This is a genomic window from Dyadobacter sp. CY312 (assembly GCF_021390535.1).
Lineage (GTDB): Bacteria > Bacteroidota > Bacteroidia > Cytophagales > Spirosomataceae > Dyadobacter.
On record NZ_JAJUXG010000025.1, the window covers coordinates 31,331 to 43,490 of the forward strand.

At 46.8% G+C, this 12,160-nt stretch carries 13 protein-coding genes and 1 pseudogene; 12 read left to right on the top strand and 2 right to left on the bottom strand.

Annotated elements, in window-relative coordinates:
* The first annotated feature begins 470 nt into the window (after nt 1-470).
* The 12 genes and pseudogenes from LZG71_RS26995 to LZG71_RS27050 all read left to right on the top strand — a co-directional run bounded on the left by LZG71_RS26995 (nt 471) and on the right by LZG71_RS27050 (nt 10,352).
* Nucleotides 471-2,390 carry a reverse transcriptase/maturase family protein gene (locus LZG71_RS26995; RefSeq protein WP_233825841.1) on the top strand — a complete coding sequence of 640 codons (1,920 nt, stop codon included), beginning with the start codon at nt 471-473 and terminating at the stop codon, nt 2,388-2,390.
* A 1-nt stretch (nt 2,391) separates the two neighbouring features.
* Nucleotides 2,392-2,826 (top strand): annotated as a pseudogene (locus LZG71_RS27000) (conjugal transfer protein TraG); the annotation flags it as partial.
* On the top strand, nt 2,823-3,503 hold the full coding sequence (locus tag LZG71_RS27005) for a conjugal transfer protein TraI (RefSeq protein WP_233825843.1): 681 nt from the start codon (nt 2,823-2,825) through the stop codon (nt 3,501-3,503). The pseudogene LZG71_RS27000 and the gene LZG71_RS27005, both read left to right, overlap by 4 nt.
* A 20-nt stretch (nt 3,504-3,523) precedes the next feature.
* Complete coding sequence (locus LZG71_RS27010) at nt 3,524-4,165, top strand: hypothetical protein (protein WP_233825845.1); 642 nt, start codon at nt 3,524-3,526, stop codon at nt 4,163-4,165.
* A 7-nt stretch (nt 4,166-4,172) separates the two neighbouring features.
* Nucleotides 4,173-4,808: a TerB family tellurite resistance protein gene (locus LZG71_RS27015; RefSeq protein ID WP_233825846.1), complete on the top strand. Its 636-nt coding sequence runs from the start codon at nt 4,173-4,175 to the stop codon at nt 4,806-4,808.
* 12 nt (nt 4,809-4,820) lie between these two features.
* On the top strand, nt 4,821-5,921 hold the full coding sequence (gene traJ / locus LZG71_RS27020; RefSeq protein WP_233825847.1) for a conjugative transposon protein TraJ: 1,101 nt from the start codon (nt 4,821-4,823) through the stop codon (nt 5,919-5,921).
* A 13-nt stretch (nt 5,922-5,934) separates the two neighbouring features.
* Nucleotides 5,935-6,576: a conjugative transposon protein TraK gene (gene traK / locus LZG71_RS27025; RefSeq protein ID WP_233825848.1), complete on the top strand. Its 642-nt coding sequence runs from the start codon at nt 5,935-5,937 to the stop codon at nt 6,574-6,576.
* A 19-nt stretch (nt 6,577-6,595) separates the two neighbouring features.
* Nucleotides 6,596-7,012 (top strand): hypothetical protein, encoded by a 417-nt coding sequence (locus LZG71_RS27030; RefSeq protein WP_233825849.1) that lies wholly within the window; start codon nt 6,596-6,598, stop codon nt 7,010-7,012.
* A 4-nt stretch (nt 7,013-7,016) separates the two neighbouring features.
* Nucleotides 7,017-8,348 carry a conjugative transposon protein TraM gene (traM, locus tag LZG71_RS27035; protein ID WP_233825850.1) on the top strand — a complete coding sequence of 444 codons (1,332 nt, stop codon included), beginning with the start codon at nt 7,017-7,019 and terminating at the stop codon, nt 8,346-8,348.
* Between the two features lie 40 nt (nt 8,349-8,388).
* The gene (gene traN / locus LZG71_RS27040; RefSeq protein ID WP_233825851.1) at nt 8,389-9,228 is read left to right on the top strand and encodes a conjugative transposon protein TraN; all 840 of its coding nucleotides are present in this window, start codon (nt 8,389-8,391) and stop codon (nt 9,226-9,228) included.
* A gap of 31 nt (nt 9,229-9,259) precedes the next feature.
* Nucleotides 9,260-10,048 (top strand): hypothetical protein, encoded by a 789-nt coding sequence (locus tag LZG71_RS27045; RefSeq protein ID WP_233825852.1) that lies wholly within the window; start codon nt 9,260-9,262, stop codon nt 10,046-10,048.
* On the top strand, nt 9,987-10,352 hold the full coding sequence (locus tag LZG71_RS27050) for a hypothetical protein (RefSeq protein ID WP_233825853.1): 366 nt from the start codon (nt 9,987-9,989) through the stop codon (nt 10,350-10,352). The genes LZG71_RS27045 and LZG71_RS27050 overlap by 62 nt, the downstream gene beginning before the upstream one ends.
* 261 nt (nt 10,353-10,613) lie before the next feature.
* Here the strand turns inward: LZG71_RS27050 and LZG71_RS27055 are convergent, their stop codons facing one another.
* Together LZG71_RS27055 and LZG71_RS27060 are read right to left on the bottom strand one after the other, a co-directional pair.
* Nucleotides 10,614-11,309 (bottom strand): hypothetical protein, encoded by a 696-nt coding sequence (locus tag LZG71_RS27055; protein ID WP_233825854.1) that lies wholly within the window; start codon nt 11,307-11,309, stop codon nt 10,614-10,616.
* A gap of 178 nt (nt 11,310-11,487) precedes the next feature.
* Nucleotides 11,488-12,144 (bottom strand): hypothetical protein, encoded by a 657-nt coding sequence (locus tag LZG71_RS27060; protein ID WP_233825855.1) that lies wholly within the window; start codon nt 12,142-12,144, stop codon nt 11,488-11,490.
* Nucleotides 12,145-12,160 lie beyond the last annotated feature (16 nt).

Sequence of the window (12,160 nt, forward strand, 5' to 3'; positions counted from 1 at the left end):
CCGGACAGGGAGTGTAGCATGTTGGTAAAGGCCTAAGTCAACTAGTTATCATGTTGCAACTGAGGGTCGAGGTGAAATGATAGATATGAGGATAAAGCCCTGATTGGTTAAATGATAGTCCAAGCTGTACCCCTTTGAAACCCTGACGTAAGATAGCTAAAATCGTCAGGCCGTAATACTCTCTCTACTGAAGAGGTGTGGAAAGAGCAGGAACTTATTACGGAGCATTCATAATATATGAAAAAGGACGGAAGTCATATCCGACAATCTATCGAGCCATGTCAATAAGTAAGTAAACGGGGATTGCCTAAATCAGAATGCCACTGCCGTGGCTATAGGGCTCAGGCTCTTGAATATCTGACAAGGCAACGGAGCTTTCGTAGTAGTCCGAGCAGGGTAACGCCCTGTACATGGCGAAGGAAAGCAGCTAATAATTTTTAATACTGGCTAAGGAAAATGTGAGAGACATTATGAGAGATCCTCAAAAAGTATTAAACAGTCTAACAGAGCACAGTAAGCGTTCAAGCTACAAGTTTGAAAGGCTCTACCGCATCCTGTTCAATGAAGAGATGTTCTATATTGCCTGCCAACGCATTTATGCCAAACCGGGCAATATGACACCAGGCTCCGATGGTCAGACCATTGACGGGATGAGCCTGTCTCGGATTGAAAAACTGATTGCCTCATTGAAAGATGAAAGCTATCAGCCCCAACCGTCAAGAAGAGTGTATATTCCAAAGAAAAATGGGAAAAAATGTCCTCTGGGAATACCAGCATTCAACGATAAGCTGGTGCAGGAAGTAACAAGGATGGTGCTGGAGGCTATTTATGAGGGCAGTTTTAATTACTGTTCCCACGGCTTCCGCCCGGACCGAAGTTGCCACACTGCATTAGCCCAAGTTCAAAAGACATTCAGTGGAGCCAAATGGTTCATTGAAGGGGATATTAAGGGTTTCTTCGACAATATTAATCATGAAGTATTGATCCAGGTCCTTAAAGAACGAATTGATGACGAAAGGTTTATCCGATTAATCAGAAAATTCCTGAATGCCGGCTACTTAGAAGATTGGGTATTCCATAAAACGTACAGTGGAACACCACAAGGAGGTATTGTCAGTCCAATTCTGGCAAATATCTACCTGGATAAACTGGACACGTATATCAATGAATATATTAAAAAATTTGACCAGGGAGAAAAACGGAAGGCGGAAAGAGCCAGTGAAGATTTTGCGAATGCAAGAAAGCGAAATGTGCGAAAACTCAAAAAAGTAACCGGTGAAAAAGAAAGAAAAGAGCTGATTCGAACAATCAGAGACGATGAGAAGAAAAGAGTACTTGTCCCCAGAGGCGAGGAGATGGATGAGAATTACAAAAGACTAAAATATGTGAGATACGCAGATGACTTCCTTATTGGGATAATCGGTAGTAAAGCTGACGCCAAATTAATCAAAGAAGACATAAAAACCTTCCTCAATGATCAATTGGCACTGGAACTATTCGATGAAAAAACACTGATTACCCATACGGAAGATGCTGCGAAATTCCTCGGATACCAAGTTAGCGTACGCAAATCCAACTTAACCAGAAGAGACAGGCAAGGCCGTCTGAGAAGATCTTATAACAAAAGGGTGTACCTAAAACTCACTACCGAAGTGATGCGGTCAAAATTGCTTGAATACGGCGCAATAGTCATGAAGACTGTTGATAACGTCGAGCGGTGGAAGCCCAGGGCAAGACCTGGTTTGATCTTTAACGATGACCTTGAAATCCTTGACCGATATAATCGTGAAATCAGAGGATTATACAATTACTATTCACTGGCCAATAATTGTTCCGAATTAAATCAATTCTGTCACATGATGAAGTTCAGTATGCTAAAAACCTTTGCGGGGAAATACAGAACACTCAAAACTAAAATCAGCAAAAAATACATCACAAACGGTGTGTTCACTGTAAAATATCAGTTGAAATCAGGTGAAGAGAAATCGAGATACTTTTGGTTTACAGGGTTCAAGCGCAAGCAGATCCCTAATGTTGAGATGAGTTTGGATAATTTACCAAAATCCATAGGCGACGAAGGCCGGACCAGCCTTATAGATAGGTTGAAAGCGGCTAAATGCGAGCTATGTGGGGCACAGGATAATTTAGTGATGCATCACGTGCGTAAGCTAAAAGATCTTGAAGGTAAAGAAAGCTGGGAAAGGCATATGATTGCAAGGCGCCGGAAAACCGTTGCCGTCTGTCAAAGTTGCCACCGGTACATCCATCTTGGAAAAACAAAGACTGCGATTATTAGTGGAGAGCCGGATACGCGGGAACGTGTAAGTCCGGTTCGGGGGCGAGTATTTGGAAACCTAAGGCCGCAAGGCAGAAAGGCGCCTGATGCTTAGCCTACTCAAAACGGTCAGAAAATATTTTGGCGAGGCCATTGTGGTTACTCAGGAGGTGGAAGATATTATTTCTTCACCCATTGTCAAACAGGCGATCATCAACAATTCTGACTGCAAGATCCTTTTGGACCAGAGTAAATACCAGAACAAATTCGACCAGATCCAGGAGCTTTTAGGGCTCACAGAGAAAGAAAAGGCGCTGGTATTATCGGTCAACAAAGCCAATGATCCGCTCAGAAAATACAAGGAAGTCTTCATTAGCCTGGGGGGTGTGCTCTCGAAGGTATACCGAACTGAGGTAAGCCCTGAGGAGTATCTGACCTACACCACCGAGCAGACCGAGAAGATGAAAGTGGGCGAGTACGCCAAAAGGTTCGGCAGTATCAAAAAAGGGATTGCTGCGCTGGCAGCAGAGCAAAACGCGGGAAAAGAATGAAAAAACAGATTATATTCTATTTGCTTGTTAGCCTGGCCGTGCTCACCCCGGTCCAGAGCGTGCAGGCCGCAAATCCCTGGGCGGCCATTATCAAGGCTGCCATTAAAAGGGTAGTCAGAGCGGTTGATCTTCTCATACAAAGAAGACAGAACGCGGTTATCAAAGCCCAGAACGTGCAGAAAGCGATCGAGAATGCGATGTCCAAACTGCATCTGGATCAGATTACAGACTGGGTCAAAAAACAGCGGGATTTATACAAAGAATACTACGATGAGCTTAAAAAGGTCAAAGCCGTCATCTCTTATTATTTCCGCATCAAACAGATTGCAGAGAAACAGATTCAGATTGTCGAGCAGTACCAAAAGGCCTGGAAGCTTTTTCAAAATGACAGACATTTCAGCTACGCAGAGCTTGTCTACATGCAAAGGGTATATGCGGGGATACTTGAAGAAACGGCCACAAACGTGGATATGCTCTCGCTGGTGGTTACCGCTTTCTCGACGCAGATGAGCGATGCAAAAAGACTGGAAATGATCGGGCGGGCAGCTGAAAAAGTCGATAAGGTGCATGATGAGCTGGTCAGTTTTAACCGGCAAAATCAGATGCTGAGTCTTTCAAGGGCTAAAAGTGAGTTTGACGCAAAGGTGGTCAAAGAGCTGTATGGTATTGATCAGTAGCAACAAACCGGAAAGAAACTATGAGAAAGATTGTAGTCCTGCTCGCTGTGACGCTGATAGCAAGCAGCAGCTTCGCGCAGCGGTTTGCGGAGTGGTTTCGCCAGAATAAAACACAGAAAGAGTATCTGATCGAGCAGATTGCGCATTTGAAACTGTATCTGGAGCTGACCGAAAAAGGATATAATATAGCCAAAGAAGGCCTGACCACAATCGGTGATATCAAAAGAGGGGAGTTTAAACTTCATACCAATAGGTTTGATTCACTGCGGATTGTAAGTACAGCCATAGGCTCTGATCCCCGCCTGAAAAAGATCACAGATATGCACGGGCAGATCAATCAGATCTGCGGGCGGCTGGCCGGCGAGCTTGCCAGGGAAGGTTTTTTTAGTTCCGCCCAACTTGACTACTTCAAAAGCGTGCTGGACCTGGTCTATGATGATTGTCAGGGGATAATCTCCGCAATGTTTGACGTAATCCGAAATGGCAATACGGCCATGACAGATGATGAAAGGATTGCAAGGATCGATCTGCTTTGCAGCCAGATGCAGGATAACTACCTGTTTGCGCAAAGCTTCGCTGAGCAGACCGGGCTTCTGGCATCTCAGATCAAAAGTGAGAAAACAGCCATTGAAAACAGCCGCGCAATGCACGGCATAAAGTAACCAGAATATGAAAAGAACATTTCTAAGTGTGCTGCTGCTGAGTCTTCTGGCCAGCACGGCATCCGTAAGAGCACAAACCGCAGAGGTCACCCAGCTGGTGCTTAATATCGAAAAGCTCGATCAGCTTCGCAAGATCCTCCAGGAACTTAAAGACGGATATGAGATCCTATTTAAAGGATACAGCACCATCCGGGATCTTTCCAAAGGCAATTTTAAACTTCATGAAGCCTTTCTGGACGGGCTTCTGGAGGTCAGTCCGGCCGTGAAGAATTACAGCCGGGTGCAGGGCATCATCAGATGTCAGCTGGCAATCATCTCAGAATACAAAGCAGCTTACGAAAGACTCTCTTCGTCGGGCAGCTTCTCACAAAGCGAGCTGGATTATATCTCAGGTATTTACCATAGGCTGGCGGCTGAAAGTCTGAAAAACCTGGATGCGCTCACGATGGTTCTGACGGCCAGAAAGCTCAGGGCTTCCGATGATGAAAGACTTGGTCTGATCGATGGTATTTATCAGGACATGAGTGATCAGCTCTCGTTTCTGCGGCACTTCAATTCCAATGCGGGCCTTCTTGCCTCGCAGCGCGGTGCCGAAAAGGCAGATGCCCAGACCACCAAAAAGCTCTACGATCTGCAACCTTAAAGTATTTTGACTGTGAAAAAAAACTTAATGATCACAGCCTGTGTGATCGCACTGGCACTATGGCCTTCGCTGGCCGGCGCACAAGGTTTTGAGCAGCAGATCAGGGGGCTGAACGGTGTGCTTGACGAGCTTTACAATCAGATGCTGCCTCTGTGCGCAAGGCTGATCAACACAGGCAGGGCCATCGCAGGATTTGGGGCGATCTTCTATATCGGCAGCCGCGTCTGGCGGCATATTGCAGCGGCAGAACCGGTCGATTTTTATCCGCTGCTGCGCCCTTTTGTGCTTGGTTTTGCCATTCTGATCTTCCCGTCAGTGATCGCGATGATCAACGGGATACTCGCCCCTACGGTCCGGGGCACTGCCGGTATGGTCAAAGACTCCGACAAGGCGATTGCTGTGCTTTTAAAGAAGAAAGAAGATGCGATCAAAAGCTCTGATTTCTGGCAGATGTATGTGGGCGATGATCAAAAAGGAAGCCGGGAGAAGTGGCTCAAATATACCTACGGCGATGATTACTCCGAAGGTTTTGGTGAAGGCATCAGCAATGACATCAAGTTTTACATGGCCAAGCAGTCTTACAATTTCCGCAATTCGATCAAGGCAGCACTCTCGGAAGTACTCAGGGTGATCTTTGAATCCGCGGCACTTTGCATCAACACGATGCGGACTTTTCAGTTGGTAGTCCTGGCCATTGTCGGCCCCCTGGTATTCGGAATCGCGGTCTTTGACGGGTTTGCGCACACGCTGACTGCATGGATTGCGCGCTACATCAATGTTTTTTTATGGCTTCCTGTGGCCAATATTTTCGGGGCCATCATCGGCAAGGTGCAGGAAAAGATGATTGCGCTCGATATCCGGCAGGTGCAGGGCAGCGGCGATACTTTTTTCAGCGCCCACGACAGCACATATCTGATCTTTCTGATAATCGGCATTGTGGGTTACTTTTCGGTCCCATCGGTGGCTGGTTACATCATACAGGCGGGTGGAAACAATGCGATGCTGACCAAAGTGACATCCCTTCTTGCGGCCACCGCCAGTGGGGTAGGTAACAGGGCCTTTCCGGATGGTGGCGGATTTGGTCGCTATCCGAAACCTGAAAAGAAATCTTAAAGCACAAACGATCATGTTTTCAAAAGCGAAAGACATTCAAAGAGCGTTCAGTCACATCCGGATCTTTACGCTGCTTGTGGTAACGGCCAGCTTCGGATTTTGCTGCTTTGCACTCTACAAAAGCTACCAGATCACCCAGACGGCCCACAGCCGGGTCTTTGTTCTGGCAGATGGAAAGGTGCTACAGGCCTATGCATCCGAGCGCAAGGACAATGTAGCTGTCGAGGCCAGAGACCATGTAGGAAACTTTCACCGGTTTTTCTTTACACTGGATCCGGATGAGAAGGCCATACAGGCCAGCGTTGTCAAAGCGCTTTATTTGGCGGATGGATCAGCTAAAAAGCAGTACGATAACCTGAGAGAATCCGGGTTTTACACCAGCTTGATTTCGGGCAACATCAGCCAGAAGATCGTTATTGACAGCGTAAAGATTGACACGGATGTCTATCCCTACTACTTCCGCTGCATAGCCTCCCAGCAGATTATCCGCGCGACGAGCATTGTAACACGTAGTCTTATCACCGAAGGGTATCTGCGGACCGTGTCAAGAAGTGATCACAACCCGCACGGGTTTTTGATCGAGCGCTGGATGACACTTGAAAACAAAGACATCAGCAGCCAGGTCCGGGGAGCCGGGCTTAGTCCGATTTTCTAATCACTTAAATCCAAGAGCGATGTTTTACAGATTCAATGTGCACAGACATACGCTGCCAAATCAGAAAAAGACAGCAGACAAGCCTGGCCGGCGTGCAGTCTGCAAAGTAATGTCTTTACCAGTTAAGATACAGCGCCGCCTGGAAAAGTTTACGGATATCCACACAGGCGGACTTCCAAAAATACTGCCGGCACTGATGCTATGCAACCTTGCGGGTGCAGCTGTGCTGTTGGTTCTGTCGATAATCCTGCTTACAGGAGCTGAGCCCGCCGAAATACTGCCAACATTCGGCAGTATCCGGATGCCAACATTGCCCGACCATTTTACGCCGAGAGAAGGACCGGTTAAACTGACTGAATTTGAGCTTTACCTGGACAGTCTCGAGAAGGCATTTCGCACTGACAGCATTAATGAAACACGAACCTTAAACAAGTAATGCGATGGAGAATACAGCTTATTCCGCCCGGTTTATTCAGCAGAGAAAGTTTTACATGGTGCTTCCCGTGCTGGTGTTGCCTTTTGTCACCCTGATTTATTGGGTACTGTTTGTCAAGGGATCAAAAACAAATCCGCAGTCCAACCATACGCAAGGCCTGGTCATGAGTCTTCCCGATGCGATGCTCAAAGAGGACAACAAGGTCGACAAATTAAGCTTTTATCAGCGTGCAGCGGCTGATTCGGCTAAACTCAGTGAGCTTATCCGAAAGGACCCCTACCGCAGTGGCGAGGCTGTTTACATCGATTCGCTGCAAACGGGCCAGCTTGCGGGACTGGGCGCCCCTTTTTCAAAAAAGCAAAAACCGGTAACCTACCGGGGGAAAACCTATACAGATTCTGGCGAGATAAAGATTTTTAAAAAACTAACCCGGCTTGATGCCGAGCTGAGCCGGCCGGCAAACACTGAATTAAGCGTGGCGGACAACGGTACGCAGAGCGCAGGTTCGCATCAGAACGATCAGGGCGCGCATAACCAGCAAATTCAAGAGCTTCAAATGCTGATGGAAGGTCTGCAGCAGCAGACCGTGCCCCAGAACGTATATGAAGATCCGGAGATCAGGGAGCTTAACACAGTGCTGGATAAAATTATCCGGATACAATCTCCTGAGCTGGCCGCCCAGCAGACCAAAGAGCAGTCTGAGACCCAGACAGGCAAAGTATTCACAGTCCGGGGAGCCTTGGCTGAAAGTCCGGTAAGTCTGCTGACCGCAAGTTCAGCCGCTGATTCTGCCGAATCAGAGCCGGTCAGATCTATAGCTTTTCAGCAAAGCGGTTTCTTTGGGCTTGATGAATCTGTTACTGCAAAAGATCAGAATGCGATCCCGGCCATTATTGCCCAGGACCAGACGCTGGTCAGCGGCTCGACAGTGAAGCTGAGTTTGGCACAGGATGTCTACATCTCAGGTGTTCTTCTCCCCAAAGAGAGCTACATCTACGGAACAGCATCTTTAAACAATGAGCGGCTTATTATCCGCATTGAGACTGTCCGGTTTGAAAACAATCTTTTGCCGGTAAAGCTTTCCGTGTATGATCTGGACGGGATTGCAGGAATTCATATTCCCGGCGCTATTGCGCGTGATGTGGCCAAGCAGTCTTTAAGTCAGGATATACAGGGGATAAGCATCGGCGGTCTTGACACTTCACTGGGTGCTCAGGCGGCCAGTGCGGGTATTCAGACGGCAAAAACGCTGATGGGCAAAAAAACAAGACTCCTGCAGGTGGCAGTCCAGGCCGGCTACCAGGTGCTTCTCAGAGATGGTAATGCGGGAAGTTAAACGCTAGACACATTTTAAAACATACCAACGCTAAACGATTATGAAACCAGGCATTACATGGGTCTTTCATCTGCTGATGCTTTTGAGGGCTGCAAAGGCATTCTCCCAGAACAGTGACACGCAGCTTTTTGTACATCAGCCGTATCCGCTCGAATTGACCACGACGAAAACCACGCACCTTGTTTTTCCCTACGATATCATCAGCATTGATAGGGGAAGCCGGGCCATTCTTGCTCAGAAGGCCAAAGGGACCGGCAATATTCTCCAGGTAAAGGCTGCCCAAACTGATTTTGATCAAAGCAGTCTGACTGTGATCACCGCGGACAAAAAGTTATACAGCTTTACAGTGGATTACGCCGCTGAGCCCTTGCAGCTTACGATAGAATTCTCCGGTGGCAGAGTATCGGCGGGTGCTACGCTGGAAGAATCACACTATGACCAGGCGGAACTGCGGGAGCTTTCAAAAAAGGTGATCAGCCGGCCAAAGCGCATGCGCGGGGAAAAAGACCGTAGTTTTCAGTCTTCGTTTTCCCTGGATGGCATCTACATTCAAGGAGATGTGATCTATTTTCAGCTCAGGGTGACAAACCGGTCCGCCGTCAACTACGATATAGGTAGTCTGAGGTTTTTTATCCGTGATAAAAAGCGGGTAAAACGCACTGCAGTGCAGGAGCAGGAGATAAAACCATTGTACATCCACGCAGATAGCTCGGTGATTGCAGCAAAGTCCGCACGCAACTTCGTCTACGCCCTTCCCAAATTCACTACCGCAGACAAGAAGGGGCTGGCCGTAGAGCTGATGGAGAAAAATGGCGGGCGGCATATGCAGTTGGGCATATCCAACCGGGCGATTGTGCGCGCCAGGCCTGTCACGGATTAATTTTTTTTAAACCTTTTAAACCAGCAGGATCATGAACCAGAAGAATTTTGATTATCTCAAAGACCAGATCAAGTATAACGGTTTTGGAGAAGGGCTGGAAGGCCAGCTGAAAGAAAACATGAAAGGACAGGCGCCGGAATTCACCCTGCAGCACCACAATACGTTCGGCAAAGATCAGACCACCACGGCACTGCACTTTAAAAAATCCCCGAGCAGTGAGATGTATTTCTTTAACAGCTACCTGGTCTCGTTGAAAAAGGGTGATCAGACCGAGAAAATCAATCAGTCCTTTTACATCGAAAAGAGTAATAACATTACTTTAAAGGAAGCATTCAATCTGATGCATGGCCGTTCGGTCAACAAAGATCTGACCAACAAGGAAGGTCAGGTCTACAACGCCTGGGTCCAGCTTGATTTTAAAAACACGGATCAAAACGGCAATTACAAGCTCAAACAGTTTCATCAGAACTACGGCTTTGAGCTCGAAAAAGTGCTCAGTAAACTACCAGTCAAAGAGCTTGGCAACCAGCAGGATAAAAGCCGGCTGATCGAATCGCTTCAGAAAGGCAACCGTCAGTCTGTGACCTTCACCGAAAATGGCAACGAGCAGAAACGTTTGATTGAAGCAAATCCGCAGTTCAAATCCATTACAGTCTATGAGGTAAGCGGGCAGCGTATCCGCCAGGATCTCTCAGAGAAACAATCTCAGAATCAGAGTGTCTCTGAAAATAGAAGTCAGCAAATAAAACCGCAAGCCGATGAAAACACGCCCAGCTCTGTCAAAGCCGGCAAACGAAAAGGGCTCTCAGTCAGTCAGTGAGATCCGGGAACTAAGCCCGCTGGCTGATTTTTTTAAAGCCATCCAAAAAGACCCCCGCATCAGCACCAGGCATATCGGTGTGTATGCATCGCTGCTTCATTATTGGAATGATAACGGACGGGTTAGTCCGATCCGGGTTTTTAGTCATGAAATGATCGGTCTGGTCAAGCTATCCTGCCGGGATACGTATTTTAAATACATCGGTGAACTGAGCGCGTACGGTTACATCCGGTATGAGCGCTCATTTAACCGCAAGAGGCCAAGTGAGATTTATTTGCATGCAGCTGCCAAGGATCATCCGTAATGGAGGGTGACACATTAACGACAATCATAGATGAGCTTGAAAAAATCAACCCATTAAAATCCTGGTAAGCAGTAGGCAGATGCTTGTTTGTTTGATGGAAAGCACCGATCTGAATCCTGCATCTGTATCACCGCAGCCAGGGCAACCGGATCGCATGCAAATACCAGGCAAGCAGACGGCGATCGGCAGTTTGATTCAAGCATCAGGCTGCCGCTCAGCGAAAACCTGATGCAAAGTATAGAATATGGATTGCAGCCAGATCTAATATTGCTGAAAGCGGTCCACCAGGATGTAATCAACCTTTTTATCTTGAAAATAAACGCGTGCCTGTTCTGTGATGCCTTGAGAGCGAGTGTCATATATAAATGCCCAGGGCAATTCGGCCTTCTTGGGATCATACAAGGCGTAATCATATTTGGCACCTAACACAACACGCTGAAATTTGTGCTTGTAGTCCTGCGAGTTGCTTAGCACAACCAGTTTTGCGTACAGGACTTCCAACGCATCACCCGTTGCTATTGCCTTTTGTAAACCGGCTGCTTGTGGCCACTGGCTTAGCTGGGTTCCGTTGTTAAGACGGATGCTTTTAACTTTGCCAGAAGCAAGCAGAAGCTGCACACCATCTGGGGTATCAAAGGTCTGCTCGAGCACCAGCCAGTCGAAAAACTGCAGACGATCCTTCAGGTCTGTGACATCTGCAAAATAATTATTGACTGCACCCAGATAAACGACAGTCTTATTTTTCCGGTAGCCTTCCAGTATTTCGAAAGTCTCGTTGGTGGATGTATTAATGGCAATACCTCTATAATCGCCCGTTGTAATGCTGTCTCTGCCTAAATAATTAACGCGCGGCTCGGGCTCAGGCCCCACGATCGCGGGATCATCCGGATCCACCTGGCAGCTCATAAGATGAAAACCCAGTATCAAAAATACAGGTAAAAATAAGGTGGCTCTCACAGTAAAAAGGTTTAGTTATCTTCCAGTGACACATCTGCATCGATTTGGTTGGATTCAAACCAAAATTTTTAGTAAAATGAATAATCCAATTCTGATTACTGATTCAGGTATGGTATAGATTTTCCATTTATTTCTCTCTTTTAAGCTGTTAACATTTAATGCACTGCAAGCTGGAATCTTAGCTGCCAGCGTGTTTATTTTCTGATTTTCCTTTCCTGATCATCTGAATACCGGTTGATGTTAACCAGGTGGCCAGTCCGGCTACAAAAATTCTAAAACCGTACAAATTGGTAAAACTTACATTCAACAGCAGACAAATTAACCCAAAACCCAAAAGTGATAAACCAAGATATCCTGCCGCTTTGGGAAGGTTCTGTGTTTGGATGATCAGCACACACCAGATTAATATAGAAACGCAGGTAGCAAAAATGAAAATGTTCGCCATGGAAACATTGATGTGATGACCATAACTGACAATGGCATTGACTATTGACTTTTCCACGGGCCTGGCTGTCAGATCTGACAGGAATTGTGGCAGTACCAGCCCATTGACGGTAGCTGCTATCATGGCTGCAACCAATCCGAGACAAAATACAAAGAAAGAAAGCAGTGAAGTTTTGCTGTTTGTTTGCAGAAGGCAAGACAGGCCCAAGGCGCCAAAGCCTATAAAAGGAAGGCATGCAATGCCTAGTGAGTGGGAGAAAACAAGAACATTTTGAATTCTGATGATATGCTCAACACTGCCACCAGCAGGATGAAGCGTCATGGTAATGACCGAAATAAGCGATCCAAAACAAAGACTGACCCCGGAAGATTTTGTAAATGACTTATGCATATTGTTATCAGTTAAT

Bases quoted from the DNA above. Each gene is read 5' to 3' on its own strand.
- traM (WP_233825850.1), top strand. From the start codon at position 7,017: ATGGAGAATACAGCTTATTCCGCCCGGTTTATTCAGCAGAGAAAGTTT.
- traN (WP_233825851.1), top strand. From the start codon at position 8,389: ATGAAACCAGGCATTACATGGGTCTTTCATCTGCTGATGCTTTTGAGG.
- LZG71_RS27030 (WP_233825849.1), top strand. From the start codon at position 6,596: ATGTTTTACAGATTCAATGTGCACAGACATACGCTGCCAAATCAGAAA.
- LZG71_RS26995 (WP_233825841.1), top strand. From the start codon at position 471: ATGAGAGATCCTCAAAAAGTATTAAACAGTCTAACAGAGCACAGTAAG.
- traK (WP_233825848.1), top strand. From the start codon at position 5,935: ATGTTTTCAAAAGCGAAAGACATTCAAAGAGCGTTCAGTCACATCCGG.
- LZG71_RS27015 (WP_233825846.1), top strand. From the start codon at position 4,173: ATGAAAAGAACATTTCTAAGTGTGCTGCTGCTGAGTCTTCTGGCCAGC.
- LZG71_RS27050 (WP_233825853.1), top strand. From the start codon at position 9,987: ATGAAAACACGCCCAGCTCTGTCAAAGCCGGCAAACGAAAAGGGCTCT.
- LZG71_RS27060 (WP_233825855.1), bottom strand. From the start codon at position 12,144: ATGCATAAGTCATTTACAAAATCTTCCGGGGTCAGTCTTTGTTTTGGA.
- LZG71_RS27045 (WP_233825852.1), top strand. From the start codon at position 9,260: ATGAACCAGAAGAATTTTGATTATCTCAAAGACCAGATCAAGTATAAC.
- LZG71_RS27005 (WP_233825843.1), top strand. From the start codon at position 2,823: ATGAAAAAACAGATTATATTCTATTTGCTTGTTAGCCTGGCCGTGCTC.
- LZG71_RS27010 (WP_233825845.1), top strand. From the start codon at position 3,524: ATGAGAAAGATTGTAGTCCTGCTCGCTGTGACGCTGATAGCAAGCAGC.